This window comes from Granulicella sp. L60, assembly GCF_009765825.1.
Taxonomy (GTDB): domain Bacteria; phylum Acidobacteriota; class Terriglobia; order Terriglobales; family Acidobacteriaceae; genus Edaphobacter.
Map to the genome: position 1 here is coordinate 137,164 of NZ_LMUR01000015.1, position 25,558 is coordinate 162,721.

Genomic DNA, 25,558 nt, shown 5'->3' on the forward strand with positions numbered 1-25,558 from the left:
AGTATTTTGGACTACTAAGAGTACGACAGGTTTTTGAGATTTATTTTTGGTGCCTGAAAGATATGTCCTGCCGGACGGGCCCACTACTCGTGGAGAGGTCACTTCGTGACTTGTATACGCCTTCGGGTGGGCCTCCCGTTGGTCGGCAGGATCAGGTATGGGAGAAGAGTGAGGACGTTACACGTCGGTGTGGTGGATGACGCCGGTTTGGAGTTTGACTAGTTCGGGTTGGGCGATGCGTGACGGGCCGAGGACGGCGATTCGCGGCAGAGGGCCGCGGACCATGGCGACCTCGTCGCAGGCGTAGAGGCGAGGGCAGGTCTGGCAGTCTTTGTAGATCTTGTCGGGCAGGGTGGTGCGGTCGACGACGCGGAAGCCGAAGTGGAAGAAGAAGTCGGGGATGCGGGTGAAGAGGCAGACGGCGGTGACCTTTTGCTCTTCGGCTTCTTCGAGAAGGGCGCGGAGGAGACGGCCGCCTGCGCCTTGGCCTTTGGCTTCGGGTTTGACGACGATGGAGCGAACCTCGGCGAGGTGGGGGCCGTAGAGGTGGAGGGCGCCGCAGCCGAGGAAGACGCCGCCTGAGTCTCCCTCGACGGGGGATTCGGCTACGGCGAAGTCGCGGATGTTCTCGCAGATCTCGGCGTAGTTGCGACGGAGGAGGGTGCCGTCGCCGGAGAGGGAGTTGACGAGGTCGAAGATGTTGACGGCGTCGGGGAGCTTGGCCTTGCGCACGGAGGCTCCGCCTACGCGGGGGCGCGAGGAGGAGGTGGATTCACTGACGGGCATCAAGGGCGTGCTGGACAACTTTCGGGGCTCCTAGGTTTATTTTCGCAGAGTATTGGATGATTTGAGGTTGAAGTTTGATGCGGTGTTGAGGAGTGCGGTTCGCTTCGCGAATGCCCACCTTAGCGACGATGAGACTGTCGCGAAGATGGGGCACCCACTATGAGGTGGCAGCGGGGGAGAAGGTTTGGATGACCTCGTACATGCCGGGGGCGAAGGTTGCCATGGTGAGGGCCTCCTGAAGAAATGGGAGTGGGGCGGGATCGCTGCGCATTGCCTGATAGTCTTCGGCGCTTCGCCACTGCGCGACCATCGTGACCTTGGTTCCGTCGATGCTGCGGTGGAGGTTTGTGGAGATGAATCCTGTTGCGTGGCGCACGGAGACTTCGGTTGCTTGGGTCAGGAGTTCGATGAGGCGCTGCTGGTTTTGCGGGTCTACTGTGAATACGTTGATGAGCGTGACTGGCTTGTTGTGGAGATCGTTCATTTGGTTTGGCCTGATTGTGCTGTGAGGCGGGTGCGTGCTTCGGCGAGGGCGGTGCGGACGCGGGTGCGGGCGGTGCCTCCGATGACGTCGTGGCAGTCGAGTGTGGCTTCGAGGGTGATGCTCGCGTAGAAGTCTTCTGCGAAGTCGGGGCAGATGGTCTGGAGTTCGGCGAGGGTGAGGTCTTGCAGTTCGCGGTTGGTTTCGAGGCCGAGGCGGACGGCGTTGCCGATGTGCTCGTGAGCCTTGCGGAAGGGGACGCCTTTGTTGGAGAGATAGGTTGCGGCGGCCATGGCGTTGAGGTAGCCGGTTTCGGCGGCAGACTTCATCTTGCCGTGGCGAAACTTTAGTGAGGCGGTGAAGGCGGGGAGGACGCTGAGGATTCCGGCGATGGTGTCGGCGGAGTCGAAGACGGGTTCCTGGCCTTCTTGCAGGTCTTTGTTGTAGGCGAGGGGAAGGCCTTTGATGAGTGTGGCGAGGGTGGTGGCTGCGCCAAGTAAGCGGCCGGATTTGCCGCGGATGAGTTCGGTGAGGTCGGGGTTTTTCTTTTGCGGCATGGCGGAGCTGCCGGTGGAGAAGGCTTCGGGCAGGTCGAGGAAGCCGAACTCGGCGGTGGAGTAGAGGGTTAGTTCTTCGGCGAAACGCGAGATGTGGATGCCAAGGGTGGCGATGGCCTGGGTGAACTCGAGGGCGAAGTCGCGGTCGCTGGTTGCGTCCATGCTGTTGGGCGTGGGGGCGTCGAAACCGAGGGCGCGGGCGGCGATGGTGCTGTCGAGGGCGAGGGTTGCGCCTGCGACTGCTCCGGAGCCTAGGGGGCAGAGGTTCATGCGCTTGCGTGCGTCGGTGAGGCGGGAGGCGTCGCGCTCGATCATGCTGACGTAGGCGAGGAGCCAGTGGGCTACGAGGACTGGTTCGGCGCGCTGGAGGTGTGTGTAGGAGGGCATCGTGGCTTCGCCTGCGGATTCGGCGAGGTCGATGAGGGCTTTGCGCCATGCGGTGAGGCCCGCGAGGGTGTTGTCGATGGCTTCGCGGACGAAGAGGCGCATGTCGGTGGCGATCTGCTCGTTGCGGCTGCGGCCGGTGTGGAGTTTGAGGGCGAGGTCGCCGATGATCTTTGTGAGCTCGAGTTCGACGAAGTGGTGGACGTCTTCGGCTTGCTCGTTTTGGCTGATGTCTTTTAGTTTTGCTACGGCGCGCAGGCCTTCTTCCATTTGAAGGAGCTCTTCGCTGGTGAGGATGCCTGCGGCTTCGATGGCTCGGGCATGGGCTATGCTGGCTTCTACTTCGTAGGGGACCAGGCGCCAGTCGAAGGGGAAGGAGCGCTGCCAGGATTCGAAGGTGGCGTTGAGGGGCTCGCGGAAGCGGCCGGACCACATCTTTGCGGATTGTTGGGGTTCGCTCATTTTGTTTTATCTCTGTACCGCCCAAGAGTGGACAGCGTGATGCCATCTAGGTGATATGTGAATGTGAAAGAAATTCTGTTCTTGTGAGTATGAAAAATGTAGTGGCGACTGCCAAAAAAATCATTGATGTAGCCACTCTATTATTTAAGCTCGAAGCGTCTACATAACCGTGCCGGAGTAAAGCAAAAGGAATGCAAATACATCCTGAAAGATACGTGCATAAAAAAGCAGAGATCAAAATTGGATTTTCTGAGGGATACGTCGCGCCAGGGATTAAGATGGTTGCCGCGAAGATGGCCAATGTGTAAACGAATAACACAAGGACGACTTTACGAACCCATCTAGGTAGAGCTTTCATTTCATTTGCCCAGATATTTTTCCCTTTCGCTAACCCAAGAATAGGTACCGCAACGACAATGTCGACGACACTCAAATGGTGAAGTGAGATGTCATTTCCACGAAGCGCCCAAAAATGCAAAAAAATGGTTAGCGCTAGTACTAACGTTCCAGTAACTGCAAAAAAAATTACGTACGCTCTTGCCAATCGGTAAATCATTGCTCCCTGCTACTCCTAAAGACTTATTTTGCGTTTGAAGAAGGCGGTCGAGCTTCGCTCGATAACCCACCCTTTGCGATGAGACTGCAAAGGATGGGCCACCCGGGATTTGATTACTTCTTGTCGGTGCTGGTGGTGAGTTGGGGCATTTCGGAGCCTTTGCTTAGGGTGATTAGGCCGCTTTGGGCGTAGGTGATGAGTTTGGCGCGGGTGTCGGTGATGTCGAGGTTGCGCATGGTGAGTTGGCCGATGCGGTCGCGGGGGGAGAAGGTGGATTCGCCCTTTTCCATGGTGAGGCGCTCGGGGTGGAAGGTGAGGTTGGGGGAGTCGGTGTTGAGGATGGTGTAGTCGTTGCCGCGGCGGAGTTCAATTGTAACCTCGCCGGTTACAGGTTTGGCGACCCAGCGCTGGGCGGCTTCGCGGAGCATGATGGCCTGGGGGTCGAACCAGCGGCCCTGATAGAGGAGGCGGCCTAGTTTGCGGCCGTTGTCGCGGTACTGCTCGATGGTGTCCTCGTTGTGGATGCCGGTGATGAGGCGCTCGTAGGCGATGAAGAGGAGAGCGAGGCCGGGGGACTCGTAGATACCGCGGGACTTGGCTTCGATGATGCGGTTTTCTATCTGGTCGCTCATGCCGAGGCCGTGGCGGCCGCCGATGCTGTTGGCTTCGAGCATGAGGGCTACGGGGTCGGGATATTCGGTGCCGTTTAGGGCGACCGGGAAGCCTTCTTCGAAGCGGATGGTGATGGCTTCGGGCTTGATGGCGACGTCGTTGCTCCAAAAGGCGGTGCCCATGATGGGGGCGACGATCTTCATGCTGGTGGTGAGGAGTTCGAGGTCTTTGGCTTCGTGGGTTGCGCCGAGGATGTTGGAGTCGGTGGAGTAGGCTTTTTCGGCGGACATTTTGTAACCGAAGCCGGCGGCGGTCATGAAGGCGGACATCTCGGCGCGGCCGCCTAGCTCGTCGATGAAGGTGGGGTCTAGCCAGGGCTTGTAGACCTTGAGGTCGGGGTTGACGAGGAGGCCGTAGCGGTAGAAGCGCTCGATGTCATTGCCTTTGAAGGTGGAGCCGTCGCCCCAGATGTTGACGTCGTCTTCCTTCATCGCCGTGACTAACATTGTCCCAGTTACGGCGCGGCCGATGGGCGTGGTGTTGAAGTAGGTGACGCCGGCGGTGGTGATATGGAAGGCACCGGACTGGAGGGCGGCGATTCCTTCGCGAACGAGGGGGGCGCGGCAGTCGATGAGACGGGCCTTTTCGGCGCCGTACTCGAGGGCTTTGCGGGGGATTTCGTCGTAGTCGGCTTCGTCGGGCTGGCCGAGGTTGGCGGTGTAGGCGTAGGGGAGGGCGCCCTTCTGCTTCATCCAGTGGAGGGCGGCGCTGGTGTCGAGGCCGCCGGAGAAGGCGATGCCGACTTTTTGGCCAAGGGGGAGGGATTCTAGGATTACGGACATTTGTTGGAAGGCCTCAGAACAAACAACGGCTTGAACTTGTTGGTGAAAAGGTTCGAGCGGTATGGGCGGGTGGGAACCTTCGGGGTCCTTCGCTTCGCTCAGGATGACGGCAAGAACAAAACCACACAAGAGTTAAAGTGAGGCGGAAGCAGTTGCCTCCGCCGTGGAATGGCAGTTGACTCTAGTTGCGTTTGCGGGCTTGGATGCCGCGGCTGCGGCTGTTGGAGATGCGCTTGGCTCCGCCGAGGAGCATGAGGAGGAGGGCTTTCTGGGCGTGCATGCGGTTTTCGGCCTGGTCGAAGACGGCGGATTGGGGGCCGTCGAGGACGGCGTCGGTGACTTCGGCGTTGCGGTGGGCGGGGAGGCAGTGCATGAAGATGGCGTCCTGCTGGGCGTGGGCCATGAGGGCTTCGTTGACCTGGTAGGGCTTGAAGATGGGGGCGCGCTTGGTGGCCTCGTGCTCGAAGCCCATGGAGGTGCAGACGTCGGTGTAGACGGCGTCGGCTCCGGTGACGGCTTTGACGGGGTCGTGCATGAGGGTGATGCTGCCGCCGGTGGTCTCGGCGATCTCGATGGCTTTGTGGATGATCTCGAGTTTGGGGGCGAAGCCTTTGGGGGAGGCGACGCTGCAGTGGGCGCCTAGCTGGGCGGCGGTGAGCATGAGGGAGTGGCAGACGTTGTTGCCGTCGCCGACGTAGGCGAAGTGGAGGCCTTCGACGGTGCCGAAGCGCTCCTCTAAGGTGAAGAAGTCGGCGATGGCCTGGCAGGGATGCTCGAGGTCGGAGAGGGCGTTGATGACGGGGATCCTGGAGCAGGCGGCCATCTCGGTGATGGTCTCGTGGGCGTAGGTGCGGAGGACCATGACGCTGGTCCAGCGCTCGAGGTTGCGGGCCATGTCGGAGAGAGATTCGCGCTCGCCGAGGGGGGACTGGGTCTGATCGACGAAGATGGCGTTGCCGCCGAGGGTGTTGATGGCGGTCTCGAAGGTGACGCGGGTGCGGAGGGATGCCTTCTCGAAGAACATGACCATCTGGCGGGCGTCGAGGGCGTGACGGAAGTCCGCGGGGTGGTTCTTGACGGCGTGGGCGAGCTCCATGATGGCGGCCATCTCCTGGACGGTGAGGTCGGCGATGGAGCAGATATCGCGGCCGCAGAGGCGTTTGGAGGCTTCGCTGAAGGCGGTGTCGGACTGGATGCCGAGGGTTGCTGTGGGTTTGCCGGGGAGGAGGTCTTCGACGGCGGTGTCCGCGGATTTGGTGCTCATCATGACGGTTTTGCTACCCATGGGTCTGGTCTCCTGCCGGAGCTGCGCCGGCGAGTGCTGCACTGAAGATGTCGTCGAGTGCGCTGATGGCGGTGTCGACGTGTTGGCGCTCGAGAAGGAAGGGTGGCAGAAAACGGAGGACGGTCTCGCTGGTGCGGTTGATGATGATGCGGCGCTCCATCATCTGGGCTGAGACGCGCTGGGCGAGATCGGCGGAGTTGAGTTCTACGCCGAGCATGAGGCCAAGGCCGCGGACTTCGACGATGCAGTCGTGACGGGCGGCTAACTTTTTAAGCTCGGCCTGGAAGAAGTCGCCCACTTCGCGGTTGTGGGTGAGGAGATCTTCGCGTTTGATGGTGTCGATGACGGCGATGGCGACGGCGCAGGCGAGGGGATTTCCGCCGAAGGTGGTGCCGTGCATGCCGGGGGTGATGGCCTCGGCGGCGGCGTTGGTGCAGAGCATGGCGCCCATGGGGATGCCGTTGGCGACGGGCTTGGCGAGAGTGGTGACGTCGGGCTGGATGTTGTAGTGCTGGTAGGCGAACCACTTGCCGGTGCGTCCGAGGCCGGACTGGATCTCGTCGGCGAGGAGGAGGGCTCCGGTGGAGTCGCAGAGGGCTCGGGCTGCGGCGAAGAACTCCTGCGAGACGGGGTGGATGCCGCCTTCGCCCTGGACGGGCTCGATGCAGATGGCGCAGAAGTCGGTGCCGCTGCCGGAGGAGAACTTGGCGCGGAGATCGGCGACGTCGTTAAATGCGACAAACTCCACACCGGGCATGACGGGCTGGAAGGGCTCGCGATATTTTTCCTTCGCGGTGGTGGCGACCGAGCCCATGGTGCGGCCGTGGAAGCCGTGTTCGAGGGCGAGGAACTTAGTGCCGATGGTGCGGCCCTCTGCACGGAGCTTTCCGGCGTGAGCGCGGGCGAGCTTGAGTGCGGCCTCCCAGGCTTCGGTGCCGCTGTTGGTGAAGAAGACGCGGTCGAGACCGCTGATTTCGGTGAGACGAAGGGCGAGTTCGGCGGTGTGCTCGTGGAAGAAGAGGTTGGAGGTGTGGATGATTTTTTTGCTCTGCTCGACGATGGCGCGCTCGACGGCGGGGTGGCCGTAGCCGAGGGCGCAGACACCGATACCGCTGAGGAGGTCGAGGAAGTCGTGGCCGTTGGCGTCGCGCAGGTGGACGCCCTGACCGCTGACGAAGAGATAGGGATTGCGCTGGTAGGTGTTGAGAAGGAGCTTGTTCTCCGCTGCCTGAATCGTCTCTAAGTTCATGCGACCATGACCTCCGTTCCATCGTTGACTCGGGTTGAGCAGAGGTCGGGCAAGAGCCATGCGGCCTCCGCGGGAAGAATGCGCACGCGTTTGACGCCGTGGGTAAGGGCATCGCGGCAGGCGTTGAGTTTGGGCAACATACCGCCGGAGACGACCTGCTGTTTTTCGAGGGCGGGAATCTGCGCGAGGGTGAGCCAGCGCATGACGGTGCCGTCGGCTCCCTTGACGCCGGGGACGTCGGTGAGGAAGACGAGGGTGTCGGCCTTGGTGCAGATGGCGCAGGCGGCGGCCATCTCGTCGGCGTTGATGTTGTAGTACTCGCCGTCGAAGCCGAGGGCGATGGAGGAGATGACGGGGACGGCTCCCATGGTCCAGATGGCTTCGAGCCACTTGGGATCGGCGGCGGCGATCTCACCGACGAAGCCGAGGTCGGGGTTGGTCTTTTTCTTGCGAGCGCGGAAGACGTGTCCGTCGCCGCCGGAGAGGCCGACGGCAGACTGGCCGTGGGAGCCGATGGAGGCGACGAGGGACTTGTTGACGCGTCCGGCGAGGACCATGAGGGCAGCGTCGCGGGTCTCGGCGTCGGTGATGCGGAGGCCGGAGACGAACTCGCTCTTTTTGCCCATCTGGGCGAGGGTGCGGGTGAGCTGCACGCCGCCACCGTGGACGATGGCGACCTGATTTCCATCGGCGACGAGATCGGCGATGGCTTTGCCGCAGGTGTGGAGAATCGCGGGATTCTCGAGGGATGCACCGCCTAGTTTGACGACGAATTTCACAGCAGGCCCTCCTCTTCGTTCCATCCGCACATCAGGTTCATGTTTTGCACCGCCTGGCTGGCGGCGCCCTTGAGAAGATTGTCCAGGCAGGAGACGAGGATGAGTCGTTTGCCGTCGGGTGCGAGCGCGAAGCCGAGGTCGCAGAAGCTGGTGCGGACGACGTGCTGAATCTCGGGCAGGCGCGGGGTGGGATGCAGGCGGACCATTGGACTGTTCCGGTAGAAGTCCTGAAAGACCTGGGTGATGGCTACGGCTTCGGTGTGGGCTTTGAGGCGGACGTAGATGGTGGAGAGGATGCCGCGGGGGATGGGCAGAAGGTGCGGGGTGAACTGGATCTGATCGGTGGTGAGGTGGAGCTGCTCGAGCAGCTCGCCGGTGTGGCGATGGCCGAAGACGGCGTAGGTGGAGAGGTTGTCGGCGGCGTACATAAAGTGGGTCTTGGCGGTGGGGGCTTTGCCTGCTCCGCTGACGCCGGATTTGGAGTCGCAGATGATGCCGTGGTCTACATCGACGAGGCCGGCCTGGAGCAGGGGAGCGAGGGCGAGGATGTTCGAGGTCGCGTAGCAGCCGGGGTTTGCGACGAGGCGAGCGTGTTTGATCTGGTCGCGGTGGAGTTCGGGGCAGCCGTAGACGGCCTCTGCCTGGAGCTTGGCGGCGAGGTCGGGATCGGCGTCCTTGAGCTTGTAGATGCTGCGGTTGGAGGGGTGCTGGAGACGCCATGCGCCGCTGAGGTCGATGACCTTGACGCCGTGCTTGAGGGCGTCGGGAACCCACTCGCGGGACTGCTCATGCGGCGTGGCAAGGAAGAGGACTTCGATGCCGGAGTCGAGGATGCGATCCCAGGTGAAGGGATGGACCTCGTTGGCGCGGGAGTTTCCGGGCGCGGCGAGATGGGGGTGGAGGTCTTCGAGGAGCGCGGACTCGGCTTCCCCGGCGCGGCCAAGGAAGATGGGAGCGGCGTCGTGCAGATAGGGATGGCGCAGGAGCAGGCGGGCGAGCTCTCCGCCGGCGTAGCCGCTGACGCCAGCGACGGCGATGCGGGGGGCGGGTGGGAGCGCGTTGGTGCGGTGCGCATCAGCCTGGGGCGACGAGTCGATGGGGGAGTATAGTTGTGCGGTGTTAGCCAAGGTATCCTTCGATTCTTGTCTTGAGCGTGCTTGCCTGTTTCTCGTCGGCGCAGATGATGAGGACGTTGTCGTCTCCGGCGATGGTTCCTATGACCTCGGGCCAGTCTTCGTAGTCGATTCCGGCGGCGATGGGCTGCGCGCTTCCGGTGGTGGTGAGGAGGACGAGGAGGTTCGTGGCCTGGCGGACCTCTAAGCCGAAGCTTTCGAGGACCTCGCGAATTCCAGGGAGGGCGTCTTCGTCTGACTCGCCGTTGCCCGGAAGGGAGTAGCCGGCGGGCCCTTTATTTAGACGCAGCTCGTGGATGTCGCGAGATAATGTTGCCTGAGTGACGTGGAATCCGCGACCGGCCAGTTTGCGCCGCAGCTCGTCCTGGCTGGCGACGGAGGACTTGACCAGCAGGTCTTGAATGGCGGCGTGGCGCTGTTGTTTCATGAGGTGTTTGTACCTGTTTTCTGTTGAGACGTCTTCAATGTGCGCTGAATAAAGGCGATCGATTATTTCTTTGTATAAATATACACAAGTTATGTATATTTATACAAAGTCTCCAGACGAAATGTTCTTTAGTCCTGAAAAGGAAGGTGTCGCGGCCGAGCATTTGCTGTCTCGCCCGACGTATAGTGAAGCATGGAACGGTCTTTCGCATCTAGTTTAAACCCTGTGTCGGGGACACTGCGTGTGTCTTCTGAGGTTCCGTCGTTTGAAGCGCTCCGTCCTTCTGTGATCGGCGAGCCTTCTCTGATCGATGAACGGTTTGACCACGACTCGTGCGGCGTTGGATTTGTGGCCTCGGTGGAGGCTCGGCCTACCCATAAGATTTTGAAGCAGGCTTTGACGGCGTTGGCGAGACTGGCGCACCGTGGGGCGACTGCGGCTGATGGCAAGAGCAGCGACGGCGTGGGTGTGATGACGGCGGTTCCGCGTGAGCTTCTGCTGCGCGAGACGGGCGTGTCGATCGACGGCGGGCAGGTGCTGGGTGTGGGGATGCTGCTGCTGCCGGTGGAGGAGACGCGGGCGGAGGAGGTGCTGGAGCGGTGCCTGTCGTCGCATGACTTTACGGTGCTGTGTTGGCGCGACGTTCCGGTGCGTACGGAGTGGCTGGGGGAGATGGCGCATGCGACGCTGCCGAAGATTCGCCAGGTGCTGGTGGTGGATGGCGCGAGCGCGGAGCTGGGGACGATGGAGCGGAGACTCTATCTGGCGCGGAAGCAGTTTGAACGGGCGCATGAGCGCGGGGATGTGACGGGGTATGTGGCTTCGCTGTCGTCGCAGACGGTTGTTTACAAGGCGATGTGTACGGGGAGTCTGCTGGCGGACTTTTATCCGGATCTGGCGGCGGAGGATTATGTGACGCCGTTTGCGGTGTTTCATCAGCGGTATGCGACGAATACGCTGCCGACGTGGCATCGTGCGCAGCCGGGAAGAAAGCTGGGGCATAACGGCGAGATCAATACGGTGTGGGGAAATCGTGCGCGGATGGATGCGCGTGACTCGACGCTGCCAGTGGAGTGCAAGCCGGTATTGACGCAGGGTGGAACGGATTCGACGAGTCTGGATGAGGCGGTGGAGCTGCTGTCGCAGAACGGAAGGACGCTGGCCGAGGCGATTCGGATGCTGCTTCCTCCGGCGACGGATGGGCATCATGCTTCGTTGTTTCTGCGGTATCACACGGACTGCGCGGAGCCTTGGGATGGGCCGGCGGCGATTGCGTTCAGCGATGGGCGCGTCGTGGGTGCGGCGCTGGACCGGAATGGGCTGCGGCCTTGTCGATTCGCGATAACGGCGGATGGGCTGGTGGTTGCAGGGTCGGAGGCGGGACTGGTGGATCTCGATCCGGAAGAGGTGACGCATAGCGGACGGCTGGGGCCGGGGCAGATGCTGGTGGTGGACCTGGTGGACCACAAGGTTTATGAGGACGAGGCGCTGCTGGAGTTGTTCGATGCAGGCGCTACATATGCAGGGCTGGTGGAGGATACTCCGCTGATGGCGGCGACTGTGCCGCTGGTGGATTCGGCTGCGTTGACGGCTCTGCAGCGGGGCTTTGGATATACGCGCGAAGACGTGAAGATGATTCTGCAGCCGATGGCGGTGGAGGGCAAGGACGCGGTGTATTCGATGGGCGACGATACGCCGCTGGCGTTTCTGGCGCGTTCGCCGAGGCCGATCTATGCGTACTTCCGGCAGAGGTTTGCGCAGGTGACGAATCCGGCGATCGATCCGCTGCGCGAGGCTTGCGTGGTGTCGCTGCATACTCGGCTTGGACCCTGGCCTCATCTTTTGGACAAGAATGCTCCGCTGCCTGGGCTTTCGTTGCCTTCGGCGTTTCTTTCGCTGGGGCAGGTGGAGGCTCTGCGGAGGGGCGAGTATCCGCATCAGGCTGAGCTGAAGCTGGCGGAGCTGCCGGCGGTGTTTGAAGCAGGCAAGACGCTGGCGGTGGCGCTGGATGAGATCTGCGGACAGGCGATTACGCTGGTGCGAAATGGTGCGCGGATCTTGTTGCTGACGGATCGTCGTGCGAGCGCGGAGATGCTGCCGGTGCCGATGGCGATGGCCACGGGCGCGGTACATCATGCACTGGTGCAGGCGGGGTTGCGGACGCTTGCGGGTCTGGCGGTGGAGGCGGGAGATATTCGGGATATTCACCATGCTGCGGTGCTGATTGGATACGGTGCGGGGGCGGTGTGTCCGTGGCTTGCGCTGGAGACGGGGCGGAGTCTTGCGCCTGCGGGTACGAGTGCAGATGATGCCGAGAAGAAGATGTTGAAGTCGCTCGATGCCGGGTTGGCGAAGGTGATGTCGAAGATGGGGATCTCGGTGGTGGACAGCTATCGGGGGGCGCATCTGTTCGACATTCTGGGGCTGCATTCGAGTGTGGTGAATCGATGTTTCTTTGGTACGCCTGCACCGCTCTCGGGGATTGGGTTTGCGGAGCTGGAGCGGCAGTTGCGACAGACGTGGACGCCGGGAGATGCGGCTGTGGCTGTGTCGGCGGAGCTGCCGGACTATGGCTGGGTGCGTTTCAGGAAGGCGGATGTGTCGGAGCCGCATGCGTGGCAGCCGCCGACGGTGAAGGCGTTGCAGTCGGTGGTGGGGAGTGCGCGAAATGTGCCGCAGCCTACGGATCCGGCGGGTGCGTTTGCGATCTATACGCGGGATGTGATTGCGCGTGATCCTGCGGTGTTGCGGGATCTGTTGGAGATTCGTCCGGCTGGGCCTGAGCTTGCGTTGAGTGATGTGGAGACGCCTGCGGATTTATGTAAGCGATTTGTGGCGAGTGCGATGTCGCTGGGCTCGTTGAGTCCGGAGGCGCACCAGACGATTACGGCGGCGATGAATATGCTAGGCGGGCGTTCGAACACGGGCGAGGGCGGTGAAGACTCGGCGGTGTATCGGGTGCATCAGCCGATGGATGCGGGAGTGCCGCCGCAGGATGGCGGGATGAGCCGTGCGGCACAGTCGGAGGGCGGGATTGCGGTTGCGGAGCCGATGGTTGAGGCTCCTGCGGTGCATGTTTCTCTGAACAACAAGATCAAGCAGGTGGCTTCGGGGCGGTTCGGCGTGACGGCGGAGTACCTGGCGCATGCGGAGGAGATTGAGATCAAGGTGGCACAGGGTGCGAAGCCTGGTGAGGGCGGACAGCTGCCTGGGCATAAGGTGAGCGGGTTGATTGCGCGGTTGCGTCATGCGCAGCCGGGAGTGTCGCTGATCTCGCCGCCGCCGCACCATGATATCTACTCGATTGAGGATCTGGCGCAGTTGATCTACGACCTGAAGCGGGTGAATCCTCGGGCTGCGGTGGGTGTGAAGCTGGTGTCGAGCTGCGGCGTGGGCACGGTGGCGGCGGGCGTGGCGAAGGCGTATGCGGACTTTATCGTTATCGCTGGGAATACGGGCGGGACGGGTGCGGCGGCGTTGTCGAGTATTAAGTACGCCGGGAATCCTTGGGAGCTTGGGCTGGCTGAGGCGCAGCAGGTGCTGATGCAGAATGGCATGCGTGGACGGGTGCGGCTGCGGACGGACGGCGGCTTGGCGACAGCTCGGGATATCTTGATTGCGGCGCTGCTGGGCGCGGACGAGTATGCGTTTGGCACGTCGGTGCTGGTGGTGCTGGGCTGCGATATGGCGCGGCAGTGTCATCTGAATACATGTCCGACGGGGATTGCGACGCAGAAGCCGGAGCTGCGGGCGAAGTTCCGCGGCAAGCCGGAGCATGTGGTGCGGTTCTTTGAGCAGCTTTCGAGCGATCTGCAGCATCTGTTGGCGCGGTATGGGCTGCCTTCGATTGAGGCTGCGGTGGGACGGTCGGATCTACTGGAGCAGGTGCGGTTCGATGGGAATCTGGATCTTCAGCCGATGCTGGCGAAGGGGTCTGGAGGTGCGAGCCGGTTTATGGGGATCAGGAACAATCAGCCTATGCCTGCGCCGCCGATGGATGAGGCGTGGGTGGTGCCGGCGATGGAGGCGGTGGATGCCGGGCGACCGTTCGTGGTCGAGTCGAAGATTGCGAACTGCGATCGGGCGGTTGGTTCGCGGCTGGCGGGTGAGTTGGCATTGCGGCGGGCGCAAGGTGATCTGCCAGCGGATGTTACGTTCCACTTGAATGGGACGGCTGGGCAGTCGTTTGGCGCGTTTACGGTCGATGGCATGAAGCTGGTGCTGAAGGGGCAGGCGAACGATTTTGTCGGCAAGGGCCTTTCGGGCGGTGAGCTCGTGATCCAAGCGCAGGGTAGGGCGGCGCGGGATAGCGGGCAGCATGTGATTCTGGGGAATGTGGCTTTGTATGGGGCTACGTCCGGGAAGCTGTTTGCGGCTGGGCGTGCGGGGGAGCGGTTTGCTGTGCGGAACTCGGGTGCGGTGGCTGTGGTTGAGGGCGTTGGGGACCATGGGTGCGAGTACATGACCGGTGGGATTGTGACGGTGCTGGGGCGGGTTGGGTTGAACTTTGGTGCAGGTATGACGGGCGGTCTGGCGTGGGTGTATGACGCGGATGGGTCGTTTGTGTCCGGGCTTCGGTATCATCCTGAGTTCGTCGAGGCTGAGGCGTTTGGGGTGGTGGATGCGGAGGCGCAGGAGAGTCTGCGGGCGCTGATTGAGGCGCATGTGGCGGAGGCGGAGAGCGGGCTGGGTAAGACGATGCTAGCGGATTGGGAGAGGCAGGCTGCGGCGTTTGTGCGGTTGACTCCTAAGGTGCAGGTTTAAAGGCTTTGTCCTGCCGGACGGGCCCACTGCTCGTGGGAGGTCACTTCGTGACTTTTGTATCCCTTTGGGTGGTCCTCCCGTTGGTTGGGATTAGTTTGATTCCGACCAGCGGGAGGACCTAGGCGATGATCCTGCCACGACAAGGTATACGCGTCCCGAAGTGACCTCTCGCCGAGCAGGCGGCTAGTCCGGCAGGACATTGTTTTTGCATAAAGATTCATTTTAGAGAATGAACCGCAGTTCATTCTTGGCAAACAAGGGTTGGATTCATTAGAGTGGCGGCACCGGAGTTTTCCGGCGGTGAGGCCTGGACTGAAGCGAAGAGTGAAGACGGCAAGGCCTGATTCGACCAAGAGCAGGGAGTCCGGGTCTACTAAGGGAGCGGCGCCAGCGACGGGGCCGGGAAGCGAAAAGTACCAGCGCATCCTGGACGCGGCGGTGGAGGTGATCGCTGAGAACGGGTACTTCAGTTCGCCGGTGAGTGCGATTGCGAAGCGGGCCGGGGTGGCGGACGGCACGATCTATCTGTACTTCAAGAGCAAGGATGATGTGCTGCGGACGGCGATCGATGCGACGTTCAACAAATTTCACAAACAGGTAGAGGACGAGTTCAAGACGCTGCAGGGGCCACGCGAGCAGTTGGAGTATATCGCGCAGGTTCACCTGGAGAGCCATGCGGTGAACCGGAGCATGGCGATCCTGATGCAGACCGAGGTGCGGCAGAGCGCGAAGTTTATCGCGGAGTTTTCGCATCATCACCTGGTGAAGTACATCCAGGTGGTACGCGAGGTGGTGCGGCGGGGGCAGCAGGAGGGGATCTTTCGCGGGGATGTGTCGGATGGGGTGGTGGCGCATTGCATGTTTGGGGCGATCGATGAGTTGTTGAGTTCGGCTGTATTCACGGGACGCGTTTATGATGCGAAGACTACGGCGGCGCAGGTGATTGATGTGCTGCTTCATGGGATTACAGCGGAGAGTTGATGGAAGAGGATGTTGCTGGTGGGGATAGGTGGGCATACCCCAGGGGCTGAAGCCCCTTGCGTTTTCGGCTTGAGAGACCCAAGGCTAAAGCCTTGGGGTACCTAGAGGCAATGGCAAGATCTGGAACAACGACAAGATTCAAAAGAACGACAAATTTGAGGCAACAGCAAGATCTGGAAGCGACGCAAGACGTAAAAGCTACGGCGATATATTGGGAGCGGTGGTGGCTTAGAAGCAGGAAGAAGTGTTGAAGAGCATTATTAATTGAGTACGTGGATTTGGAGATTGAGTGATGTTTGATCTGGTTACGTTGAATGATGTGTTGGTAAAGGCGACGGGGCATGGGAGCCGCACGGTGATGATGTGGCAGGATGCGGATGGGGCTTGGAAGCCGATTACTTCCGATGATCTGTATGGGCAGGTGCGGGCGCTGGCGGATATGTTGCGCGGGTGGGGTGTGGGCAAGGGGGATCGGGTGGCGATCCTGTCGGAGAATCGGTGGGAGTGGGCGGTGACGGACTTTGCGACGCTGGCGATTGGCGGGGTGGATGTGCCGCTTTATCCGACGCTGACGCCGGAGCAGATTGGATATATGCTGCGCGATTCGGGGGCGAAGGTTGCAGTGCTGTCTTCGCGGGAGCAGTACGAGAAGTTGACGGCGGCGGGTGATCTGCCGGAGCTGGAGCATGTGGTGGTGATGGATGCGGGGGAGTTTGGCGGGGCGGTGAGCTTCGATGCGCTGATGTGTAGCGCGGGGGAGAAGAAGCAGAGGGATGCGGCGTTCGATGCGATGGTGAAGAGTGTGAGGCCGGAGGATCTGGCGACGATTATCTATACGTCGGGGACGACGGGTGAGCCGAAGGGCGTGATGTTGACGCATGGCAACGTCGCTAGCAATGTGAATGTGTCGACGGGACCGCTGGGATTTTCGGAGAAGGATAGCTGTATCTCGTTTTTGCCGCTGTCGCATGTGACGGCGCGGCATTTGGACTACGCGATGATGTGCCATGGGGCGCGGCTGGCGTATTGTCCGAAGTTCGATCAGCTTTCGGCGGCGATGAAGGCGGTGAAGCCGACGGTGTTTGTGGCGGTGCCACGGGTGTACGAGAAGATTCGGCAGGCGGTGGAGGGGAAGTCGGCGCTGTCGCCGGTGAAGTTGAAGATTATGAACTGGGCGCTGGCTACGGGGAAGAAGCATAGGGCGGAGACGCTGGACGGAAAGAGTCCGGGTGCGCTGGGATGGAAGCTTGCTCATAAGTTGGTGTACAGCAAGATTCGCGAGGCGTTTGGCGGGTGCGCGGAGGTGTTCATCTCGGGCGGTGCTCCGCTGGGGGTGGATACGGCGGGGTGGTTTGCGGATATGGGGATTCGGATCTTTGAGGGGTATGGGTTGACGGAGACGTCGCCGGTGATTGCGTTGAACTTTCCGAATGCTCACAGGATGGGAACGGTGGGCAAGGCGCTGCCGGGGGTGGAGTGCAGGTTCGCGGAGGATGGCGAGCTGGAGGTGAAGGGATCGCTGGTGTTTGTGGGGTATTGGAAGAAGGAGAAGGAGACGGCTGAGGTGTTCTCTGCGGATGGATGGTTCAAGACGGGGGATATTGGGAATATCGATAAGGATGGGTTTCTGTCGATTACGGACAGGAAGAAGGAGCTGCTGAAGACCAGCGGAGGGAAGTTTATTGCGCCGCAGCCGATTGAGAACAGGCTGAAGGCGAATGTGCTGGTGGGACAGGCGGCGCTGGTGGGGGATAAACATAAGTTTGCGTGTGTGCTGATCTCGCCGAACTTTCAGGCGCTGGAGGGATGGGCGAAGGGGCAGGGGATCTCGACTGGAGACCACGCGGCGCTGGTGAAGGATGCGAAGGTGGTGAAGGCTTATCAGGAGATTGTGGACAAGGTGAACCTTGGGCTGCCGAACTACGAGAGCATGAAGCGGATGAGTCTGGTTCCGGATGAGTGGAGCGTGGAGGATGGGACGCTGACGCCGAGCATGAAGCTGAAGCGGCGGGTGGTGGAGAAGAAGTACGCGAAGGAGATTGGGGAGTTCTATAAGGATGAGGCTACTTCTTCGAAGTGAAGACTCTGGCCTGCCGGCCGGGCCGCTTGCTCAGCGGGAGGTCACTTCGTGACTTTTGTACCTCTTTGGGTGGGGCTCCCGTTGGTCGCTTGTAGATGTATGCTGGTTGATGGTTTGGGGTTTGAGGGGTAGATTTCTGGGATGGATACTCCTTTTGGTTTGAGGTTGTGGAAGGCCCTGCGTGTGGGTGGCGTGGCGGTGCTGATGGGGGGGATGTGCTTTGCGCAGGCGGGGCCGCCGGTGTGTCCGGTGCCGACGGGAAAGCAGGTTGCTAGTCTGCGGCCTTCGGTGGGGACGAGGCCCTCGGTGGCTGCGGCGGTGGCGACAGCGGAGCAGGATGCGGCTGACCCTTCGGTGATGGTGGCTGCGGAGCCGATGGAGAACTTTGGGGTGGCGCGGTATCGGCTGGAGGATTATGCCGATTGCGTGGGGACGGGCGGGTGTTACTGGGCGGATCTGGATGCGCAGGCTCGGCGGGCGGAGATGGAGCTGGACCGGCTGGTGGCGACGCGAAAGGCTGGAGAGAAGCTGGCGCTGGTGCTGGATATCGACGAGACTTCGCTGACGAACTATTGCGAGATGAAGCGGGAGGACTACGGGTTCATCTCGGTGCCGTTCAATGAGTGGGCGGTGTCGCCGGAGGCGGATATGGCGGTGCCGGGGACGTTGCGGCTGTTCAATAAGGCTCTGGCGGCGGAGGTGGATGTGTTTTTTATCACGGGCAGGCCGGGACAGCAGAGGGCGGCTACGGCGAGGAATCTGGACGGTGCGGGATACAGGGGATGGAAGGGGCTGGCGCTGCGGGAGGGGTCGCAGAAGACGATGGGAACGGTGGAGTATAAGAGCGAGGAGCGGAAGAAGATTGTGGATGCGGGGTATCGGATTGTGATGAGCGTGGGGGATCAGTGGAGTGACTTGAATGGGGACCCGAAGGCGGAGATGAGTGTGAAGCTGCCGAATCCGTTCTACTATTTGCCGTAGTGATGTTTTGCAGTTGCCTTGGTTGGCGCTGAGGATTGGTGATGATGGGGAGCAGTGTGGCTACTTCGGTATCGAGTGATAAGACGTTGTTGCGGCGAGCGAGCAAGGCGGGGCGGAGGTTCTTGAATCCGGTGCCGACGGAGATCGGCGGGTTGAGCACGATGTTCAAGGTGCTGCCGCAGTTTTTGATGAATAAGGAAGAGAAGGTTCCGAAGCGGGCGCTGGGACCGTTCAAGACGGATATTTCGTTATACGACGTTGCGCCGGTGAGTGGGCTGAGGGTGACGTGGATGGGGCACTCGTCGATGCTGATTGAGATCGATGGGGTGCGGGTGCTGACGGACCCGGTGTGGGATGAGCGGGCTTCGCCGATGCGGTGGGCGGGGCCGAAGCGGTTCTTTGCGGCGCCGGTGAGGTTGGGGGATCTGCCGCCGGTTGATGTGGTACTGGTGTCGCATGACCACTACGATCATCTTGGTGAGGCTACGGTGCGAGCGTTGGCGAGGCTGGAGTCGATGCGTGGTACGGCGTGGGTGACTTCGCTTGGCGTGGGGAGTTTATTGCGTCGGTTTGGCGTAAGTGCGGACAGGATCTCGGAGCTGGACTGGACGCAGAGTGTAGCGTTGCCGGGGATTGAGATTACGGCGGTGCCTTCGCGGCATTTTTCGGGGCGGGGATTGTTCAACCGGTTTGAGGCGCTGTGGTCGGCGTTTGTGTTGAAGGGTGCGAAGCATACGGTTTACTTTGGCGCGGACTCGGGTTGGTGGGAGGGTTTTGCGGAGATTGGTGCGACGTATGGGCCGTTCGATCTGACGATGCTGGAGATTGGAGCGTTCGATGTGTTGTGGGACGCGATTCACCTGGGGCCGGATGGGGCGGCGCGGGCGTTTGAGGCGCTGGGTGGGAAGGGGCTGATGATGCCGATTCACTGGGGGTTGTTCGACCTGGCGCTGCATGCTTGGCGGCAGCCGATGGAGAGGATGCTGGAGTTGGCGGGGGAGCGGGGGATTGAGTTGTGGGCTCCTGCGCCGGGAGCGCCTACGGAGGTGGTGGCGGGGGTGGGGTTGCGGTCGAATTGGTGGCGGTAGTTTTAATTTCTGCACGGATTGTCCTGCCGGACGGGCCGTCTGCTCGGCGGGAGGTCACTTCGTGACTTTTGTACCTTGTCGGGGGGATGCGATGTTCGTGGGGCCTCCCGTTGGTCGGGATTGGGTTTTGTTTTTTGTTTGGGTGGTGCTGGCGTATGATTTCGCTGTTGTGAGTTGACCTTATTTCAGGAGGACTGGATGCGGATTGGCATGTTGACGGGTGGCGGGGATTGTCCTGGGTTGAATGCAGTGATTCGAGCGGTGGTTCGCAAGGGGATTCAGCACCACGGGGATGAGTTTGTCGGATTCATGGAGGGTTGGCGCGGGGTTCTGGACGATGTGACCATGCCGCTGACGCTGGAGACGACGTCGGGGATTCTGCACAGGGGGGGGACGATTCTGCGGTCGTCGCGGACGAATGTGAAGAAGATTCCGGGTGGGTTTGAGAAGTGCCTTGAGGTGCTGGGGAAGTACAAGCTGGATGCGCTGATTGCGTTGGGTGGGGATGATACGCAGTCGATCAGTTTGGCGCTGAGTGAGAAGGGTGTGAAGTGCGTTGGGGTGCCTAAGACGATCGATAACGATCTGAATGGGACGGACGCTTGTTTTGGTTTCGATACGGCGGTGGGGATTGCGACGGAGGCGGTGGATCGGCTGCACTCGACTGCGGAGGCGCACAACCGCGTGATGGTGTGCGAGGTGATGGGGCGGGATGCTGGATGGATTGCGATTACGGCTGGGATTGCGGGTGGGGCGGATGTGATTCTGGTGCCGGAGGTGCCGATTGATATTGACGAGGTGTGCCGGCTGGTAAAGTATCGGCGGGAGCATGGGAAGAAGTTTTCGATTGTGGTGGCGGCTGAGGGAGCACAGTTTCCGGAGACGGGGCAGGCGACGCATGGGACGGCGGTGGACTCGTTTGGACACGCTCGGCTGAGTGGGATTGGGCAGGCGCTGGCGGAGGAGATCGAAAAGCGGACGGGTTATGAGACGAGGAGTGTGAACCTGGGGCATACGCAGCGGGGCGGGACGCCTTCGGCATATGACCGGATGCTGGCTACGCGGTATGGTGTGGCGGCGATTGACCTTGTTCATGCGGGAAAGTTTGGCCGGCTGGTGGTGCTGAAGGGTACACAGATTACGGATATTCCGCTGGCGGATGCGATTGCGAAGACGCGGACGGTGGGAGAGGATCTACTGGCGGTGATGAAGGGGTTGCAGCCGTTAGCTTCTAGTTAACAAAGGCGATTTTTGTTGTGCGGTGTCGCAAAAGCGGGTACAAAGAGGGTGTCGGATTGGTTTGTTCGGTCGTGCTTTGATGTAGCTGAAACGGAGACGCGGGATGGCTGTGTCGGTGCAAGCGTTAGTGCGCGAGGTGATGGATATCCGGCAGGCGTCGGAGTATCTGGGCATCAGCGGTGACACGTTGTACCGGTATGCGTCGGAGGGCTTTGTGCCTGCGTTCAAGCTGGGGAATCGGTGGCGGTTCAAGAAGACGCTGCTGGATGCCTGGATGGATGAGAAGTCCGGAGTGAAGGCTGCAGCGCCGGTGGCAGTGATGCCGAAGCAGAAGAAGCCGGTTGCGCGGGCTCGGTAGATAGCTTGATCAGGCGGGTTCTCTCGCATCTCGATGGGTACAGCGTGTTGTTTGGCGGGATTGCGATTGCGGCGTTCTGGTTCGCGATTCAGCTTTGCTGGTCGATGGCGGGGAAGCAGTGGTACGGCGTGGCGTGGCGTGTGTTGGCGGTGGTGGGCCTGCTCTCGCTGGGAGCCGTAATGATCTTTTTTAGTGCTTTTGGGACGGAGTGATGTCCTGCCGGACAGGCCGCTTGCTCAGCGGGAGGTCACTTCGTGACTTGTATACCCCTTCGGTTGGTCCTCCCGTTGGTCGGGATAATCTTTGTTGCCGACCAACGGGAGGACCACCCGAAGGCTTAAAGAGGTGTGCGAACGCCCACTCCACGTTCAGTGGGCCCGTCCGGCAGGATATATCTTCCACAGCCTTCTTAGGCGGGTTGGAGTGTAAGCAGGGTGACCTCTGGCGGGCAGTTGAAACGGAAGGGAAGCCCTACGGTGCCGATGCCGCGGTTGACGTAGAGCTGCATCTTGTTGAAGCGATAGTGGCCCCACGGATATTTTTCGCCCATGGGAGGCAGGATGAGGGGTCCGACAAAGGGCAGGCGGACCTGGCCGCCGTGGGAGTGGCCGGAGAGCATGAGGTCGACGAGTGGGCCGCGGGGGTGGGCAGTGACGACGTCGGCGTAGTCGGGCTCGTGCGCCATGAGGATGACGGGTGCGTTGGGTTTGGCGGGGATGGCGAGGTCGAGGTCGGGATGGCTGGTGCCGGGGTCGTCGACGCCACAGAGCCAGATGCGGGCTCCGTTGCGGTCGATGGGGAGGAACTGATTGACCAGGACGGGGGTGCCTTTGCCGGAGAGGGCGCGGATGACCATGGGGGCGTCAACGGCGACGTCGTGGTTGCCGAGGATGGCGTAGCGCAGGGGGGCGGTGATGGTGGTGAAGATCTCGGCGCAGCGGTTGGCGGCGTGATTGGCGTCGAGGAAGGTAAAGGCGCCGTGGGTGACGAAGTCTCCGGTGAGGAGGACGAGGTCGGCGGAGAGCGCGTTGACCTTGTGGATGATGCGTTCGAGGAAGAAGGGTTCGGTGTACTCGTCGAGGTGAATGTCGCTGATCTGAACGATGCGGTAGCCGTGGAAGGGGGTGGGCAGGTTGGCGATGGCGATGGGGTGGGGAACGACGTCGATCTCGTGGCGAGAGATTTCGGCGGAGTAGAATGCCATGGCGGCGGCAGAGACGCCTGAGCCTAGAAGAAAGTTGCGCCGGGTCAGAAGCGCCGGGCGCTCGGTGGTGATACCTGCCATACCCCATGATAACGGGTCTGGGGGAGCGAAATAGAGGTCAGGAAGGTTCTCTTTTACAACAGTTAGGTAAAATCAGAGGGATGAACTTTAGTTTGCGGAAGAGACAGACGGCGGCTGCGGCGAAGAAGGCAGGCGTCGAAGGGATGCTGATCACCCATCTTCCGGATGTGCGGTATCTGTGTGGATTTACGGGTTCGAGCGCAGCGCTGGTGCTGGTTGGGGGACGTTCGGTCTTGTTTACGGACGGGCGCTATACGGCGCAGGCGAAGGCGGAGGCTCCGGGGACGAAGGTGGTGATTGCGACGAAGCCTTCGGTGACGGCCGCGTGTGAGTGGCTGGAGGCGGCTGGGGTGCGGCGCTGCGGATTCGATGGGGCGCATACGACGGTGGCTGGGCTGGAGACGATGCGGAAGGCCCTGTCGGCGAAGGTGCGGCGGGGGATGTTTGTGGCTGTGGGGCCGGTGGTGGCGAGACTGCGCGAGGTGAAGGACGCGGAGGAGATTACGAAGATTCGGGCGGCGGCGCAGGTGGGGTGCGAGTTGTTCGACGGGATGTTGACGTACCTGGAGCCGGGACTGACGGAGACGCAGGTGGCGGCAACGCTGGAGTATGCGGCGCGGCTGGCGGGTGCGGAGGGGATGTCGTTTGACACGATTGTGGCGAGCGGGGAGCGGTCGGCGCTACCGCATGGACGGGCGACGGGGGCGAAGCTGCCGAAGCGGGGGTTCGTGACACTGGACTTCGGTGTTATTCTCGACGGATATTTAAGCGATATGACGCGTACCGTGCACATGGGCAAGGCGATGCCGGATGAGCGGGACGTGTATGATTCTGTGCTGGAAGCGCAGGAGGCTGCGGTTGCCGCTGTAGCTCCGGGAGTGAGTGCCGGAGAGGTGGATGAGGCGGCGCGCAGTGTGTTGCGGCGGGTTAAACTGGATACGTACTTCAGCCACTCGACCGGACATGGGGTGGGGCTGGAGATACATGAAGGACCGAGGCTTGCATCGAAGCAGACGCAGGTGTTGGAGCAGGGAATGGTGATCACGATCGAGCCTGGAGTGTATATGCCGGGCAGGTTTGGGTTGCGAATTGAAGATATGGTTTTGGTGACGGCCACGGGTGGAGAGATTCTTACGCCAAGTGTGAAGGCCTGGGTCGAACTTTAGAGGCAGGACTCAGGCTTCGGGCTTGAGGAAACAAGACAGGACTACAGGCGCTTCGAGCGCCGGGAAGAGACATGATGGACGGAAATAAGTTGGACGAGCTTCGCGAACTGGTTGAATTTTTGAAGGCGAACGATATCGCCGAGTTCGACCTGGAACAGACGGATATGAAGGTTCGGATCAAGTTCGCGGGTGAGCCTGCGGCTGCGGCGGGCGGGTTCGATATGGGGCAGCTGAGCCGGATGATGGCATCGGCGCCTGCGGCTTCGGCTCCTGTAGCTGCTGCGCCTTCTGCGGCGAGTGCTGCTCCGGCTGTTGCGGAAGAGGCGCTGCATGAGGTGAAGTCACCGATTGTGGGGACGTTCTACGAGTCACCGTCGCCGGGCGCGCCTGCGTTTGTGAAGGTGGGCGACCAGGTGGAGGTAGGTCAGGTGCTTTGCATCGTGGAGGCCATGAAGCTGATGAATGAGATCGAGTCGGATGTGGCGGGCGAGGTTGTAAAGCGTATTGCGGCGAGTGGACAGCCTGTGGAGTATGGGCAGCCGCTGTTTGCGATCAAGGCTCGGTAAGAGACGTCTAAACAGACAGGGGCAGATTCAAGTGCAAGGCCCTTCTCTACGTTCAGGATGATGGCGTAAAACAAACATCTGAGATTGCATGGAAAGCTTCGGTAGATATGTTTCGTAAGGTATTGATTGCTAATCGTGGGGAGATCGCGCTGCGTGTGATCAGCGCGTGCAAGGAGATGGGCATCCGCACGGTCGCGGTGTATAGCGAGGCGGACAGGAACTCGCTGCATGTGCGGTTTGCGGATGAGGCTATCTGCATTGGGCCGCCGCGGTCGGCTGAGAGCTATTTGAACGTGCCTGCGGTGATCTCGGCTGCGGAGATCGCGGATGTGGATGCGATCCATCCGGGGTATGGGTTGCTGAGTGAGAACGCGAACTTCGCGGAGGTTTGCCGGGCGTCGAATATCAAATTCATCGGGCCTCCGCCGGAGGTGACGCGGATGATGGGCGAGAAGTCCACGGCGCGGCAGACGATGAAGAAGGCGAAGGTGCCGATTCTGCCAGGTTCGGACGGGATTATCGCGGACGAGAACGAGGCGCTGGAGTGGGCGAGGAGCGTTGGATATCCGGTGATTCTGAAGGCGGTCGCGGGTGGCGGCGGTCGCGGGATGCGGATCTGCCGGAACAAGGAAGAGCTGCCGACGATGTTTCAGCAGGCTTCGACCGAGGCGGCGAATGCATTTGGCAACGGCGATATGTACATGGAGAAGTTCATTGAGCGGCCACGGCATATCGAGTTCCAGGTGCTGGCGGATGAGCACGGCAATGTGATGAGCCTGGGTGAACGGGAGTGCTCGATTCAGCGGCGGCATCAGAAGCTGATCGAAGAGGCGCCGAGCCTGATGATTACGCCGAAGCTGCGCGAGGAGCTGGGCAAGACGATCAAGAAGGCGCTGGAAAATATTGGGTATTGGAACGCCGGGACGATCGAGTTTCTGATGGATGAGGATGGGAAGATCTACTTTATCGAGATGAATACGCGCATCCAGGTGGAGCATTGTGTCACCGAGATGGTGACAGGGATCGACCTCGTAAAAGCGCAGCTGCGGATTGCTGCGGGGGAGAAGCTCAGCTCGATTATTACGCGGCCGGTGGAGATTCGCGGGCATGCGATCGAGTGCAGGATCAACGCGGAGCATCCGGAGAAGTTCACGCCGAGCGCGGGGAAGATTACGGCATTCAATCTGCCGGGCGGGAATGGGGTGCGGGTGGATACGGCGCAGTATGCCGAGGGAGTTGTGCCTCCGTACTACGACTCGCTGATCGCGAAGTTGATCTGTCATGGATCGGACCGCGAGGATGCGATGAACAAGATGCAGCGGGCGTTGAACCAGTTTGTGGTGCAGGGGATTCATACGACGATTCCGCTGCATGAGAAGATCTTCGCGGATGCGGAGTTTCGGTCGGGACAGTTCGACACGAAGTTTATGGAGCGGTTCTTCGAGCGGCAGAAGGAAAGCTAGATTTGACTGAGATACCTAGATTAGTTTTAGAAGA

At 61.0% G+C, this 25,558-nt stretch carries 21 protein-coding genes; 11 read left to right on the top strand and 10 right to left on the bottom strand.

Annotated features, from left to right (window positions below):
• Positions 1-177: 177 nt before the first annotated feature.
• The 9 genes from GSQ82_RS07805 to GSQ82_RS07845 all read right to left on the bottom strand — a co-directional run bounded on the left by GSQ82_RS07805 (position 178) and on the right by GSQ82_RS07845 (position 9,553).
• Positions 178-786 (bottom strand): GNAT family N-acetyltransferase, encoded by a 609-nt coding sequence (locus GSQ82_RS07805; RefSeq protein ID WP_158792178.1) that lies wholly within the window; start codon positions 784-786, stop codon positions 178-180.
• Between the two features lie 157 nt (positions 787-943).
• A complete protein-coding gene (locus GSQ82_RS07810) occupies positions 944-1,270 on the bottom strand; it encodes an antibiotic biosynthesis monooxygenase (protein ID WP_158791738.1) in 327 nt (108 codons plus the stop codon).
• On the bottom strand, positions 1,267-2,670 hold the full coding sequence (argH, locus tag GSQ82_RS07815) for an argininosuccinate lyase (protein ID WP_158791739.1): 1,404 nt from the start codon (positions 2,668-2,670) through the stop codon (positions 1,267-1,269). Before argH ends, GSQ82_RS07810 begins: the two co-directional genes overlap by 4 nt.
• 669 nt (positions 2,671-3,339) lie before the next feature.
• Positions 3,340-4,680 carry an argininosuccinate synthase gene (argG, locus tag GSQ82_RS07820; RefSeq protein WP_158791740.1) on the bottom strand — a complete coding sequence of 447 codons (1,341 nt, stop codon included), beginning with the start codon at positions 4,678-4,680 and terminating at the stop codon, positions 3,340-3,342.
• A gap of 181 nt (positions 4,681-4,861) precedes the next feature.
• A complete protein-coding gene (argF, locus tag GSQ82_RS07825) occupies positions 4,862-5,965 on the bottom strand; it encodes an ornithine carbamoyltransferase (RefSeq protein ID WP_158791741.1) in 1,104 nt (367 codons plus the stop codon).
• Positions 5,958-7,214: an aspartate aminotransferase family protein gene (locus tag GSQ82_RS07830; RefSeq protein ID WP_158791742.1), complete on the bottom strand. Its 1,257-nt coding sequence runs from the start codon at positions 7,212-7,214 to the stop codon at positions 5,958-5,960. The genes argF and GSQ82_RS07830 overlap by 8 nt, the downstream gene beginning before the upstream one ends.
• The gene (gene argB, locus GSQ82_RS07835) at positions 7,211-7,993 is read right to left on the bottom strand and encodes an acetylglutamate kinase (RefSeq protein WP_158791743.1); all 783 of its coding nucleotides are present in this window, start codon (positions 7,991-7,993) and stop codon (positions 7,211-7,213) included. Before argB ends, GSQ82_RS07830 begins: the two co-directional genes overlap by 4 nt.
• Positions 7,990-9,090 (bottom strand): N-acetyl-gamma-glutamyl-phosphate reductase, encoded by a 1,101-nt coding sequence (gene argC / locus GSQ82_RS07840; protein ID WP_158792179.1) that lies wholly within the window; start codon positions 9,088-9,090, stop codon positions 7,990-7,992. Before argC ends, argB begins: the two co-directional genes overlap by 4 nt.
• Before the next feature lie 22 nt (positions 9,091-9,112).
• The gene (locus GSQ82_RS07845) at positions 9,113-9,553 is read right to left on the bottom strand and encodes an arginine repressor (protein ID WP_158791744.1); all 441 of its coding nucleotides are present in this window, start codon (positions 9,551-9,553) and stop codon (positions 9,113-9,115) included.
• 243 nt (positions 9,554-9,796) lie between these two features.
• On the opposite strand from GSQ82_RS07845, the gene GSQ82_RS07850 reads away from it, so the two are divergent.
• The 8 genes from GSQ82_RS07850 to GSQ82_RS07885 all read left to right on the top strand — a co-directional run bounded on the left by GSQ82_RS07850 (position 9,797) and on the right by GSQ82_RS07885 (position 21,256).
• The gene (locus GSQ82_RS07850) at positions 9,797-14,317 is read left to right on the top strand and encodes a glutamate synthase-related protein (RefSeq protein WP_254061498.1); all 4,521 of its coding nucleotides are present in this window, start codon (positions 9,797-9,799) and stop codon (positions 14,315-14,317) included.
• Between the two features lie 324 nt (positions 14,318-14,641).
• On the top strand, positions 14,642-15,298 hold the full coding sequence (locus GSQ82_RS07855; protein ID WP_158791746.1) for a TetR/AcrR family transcriptional regulator: 657 nt from the start codon (positions 14,642-14,644) through the stop codon (positions 15,296-15,298).
• A gap of 292 nt (positions 15,299-15,590) precedes the next feature.
• Positions 15,591-17,378 (top strand): long-chain fatty acid--CoA ligase, encoded by a 1,788-nt coding sequence (locus tag GSQ82_RS07860; RefSeq protein WP_158791747.1) that lies wholly within the window; start codon positions 15,591-15,593, stop codon positions 17,376-17,378.
• Between the two features lie 141 nt (positions 17,379-17,519).
• Positions 17,520-18,359 carry an HAD family acid phosphatase gene (locus tag GSQ82_RS07865; RefSeq protein ID WP_158791748.1) on the top strand — a complete coding sequence of 280 codons (840 nt, stop codon included), beginning with the start codon at positions 17,520-17,522 and terminating at the stop codon, positions 18,357-18,359.
• Between the two features lie 41 nt (positions 18,360-18,400).
• Positions 18,401-19,447, top strand: coding sequence for an MBL fold metallo-hydrolase (locus tag GSQ82_RS07870; RefSeq protein ID WP_254061499.1), 1,047 nt, complete (start codon positions 18,401-18,403; stop codon positions 19,445-19,447).
• Positions 19,448-19,645: 198 nt separating this feature from the next.
• A complete protein-coding gene (locus GSQ82_RS07875; RefSeq protein ID WP_158791749.1) occupies positions 19,646-20,686 on the top strand; it encodes a 6-phosphofructokinase in 1,041 nt (346 codons plus the stop codon).
• 103 nt (positions 20,687-20,789) lie between these two features.
• Positions 20,790-21,044, top strand: coding sequence for a helix-turn-helix domain-containing protein (locus tag GSQ82_RS07880; protein WP_158791750.1), 255 nt, complete (start codon positions 20,790-20,792; stop codon positions 21,042-21,044).
• A 5-nt stretch (positions 21,045-21,049) separates the two neighbouring features.
• A complete protein-coding gene (locus tag GSQ82_RS07885; RefSeq protein ID WP_158791751.1) occupies positions 21,050-21,256 on the top strand; it encodes a hypothetical protein in 207 nt (68 codons plus the stop codon).
• Positions 21,257-21,453: 197 nt separating this feature from the next.
• On the opposite strand, the gene GSQ82_RS07890 is transcribed toward GSQ82_RS07885, so the two are convergent.
• Positions 21,454-22,329, bottom strand: a complete 876-nt coding sequence (locus GSQ82_RS07890) for a metallophosphoesterase (RefSeq protein ID WP_158791752.1) — start codon at positions 22,327-22,329, stop codon at positions 21,454-21,456.
• 80 nt (positions 22,330-22,409) lie between these two features.
• On the opposite strand from GSQ82_RS07890, the gene GSQ82_RS07895 reads away from it, so the two are divergent.
• From GSQ82_RS07895 to accC, 3 genes are all read left to right on the top strand, one after another.
• Positions 22,410-23,495 (top strand): Xaa-Pro peptidase family protein, encoded by a 1,086-nt coding sequence (locus GSQ82_RS07895; protein WP_158791753.1) that lies wholly within the window; start codon positions 22,410-22,412, stop codon positions 23,493-23,495.
• Between the two features lie 74 nt (positions 23,496-23,569).
• Positions 23,570-24,061 (top strand): acetyl-CoA carboxylase biotin carboxyl carrier protein, encoded by a 492-nt coding sequence (gene accB, locus GSQ82_RS07900; protein ID WP_158792181.1) that lies wholly within the window; start codon positions 23,570-23,572, stop codon positions 24,059-24,061.
• 107 nt (positions 24,062-24,168) lie between these two features.
• Positions 24,169-25,524: an acetyl-CoA carboxylase biotin carboxylase subunit gene (accC, locus tag GSQ82_RS07905; protein ID WP_158791754.1), complete on the top strand. Its 1,356-nt coding sequence runs from the start codon at positions 24,169-24,171 to the stop codon at positions 25,522-25,524.
• The last annotated feature ends 34 nt before the right edge of the window (positions 25,525-25,558 follow it).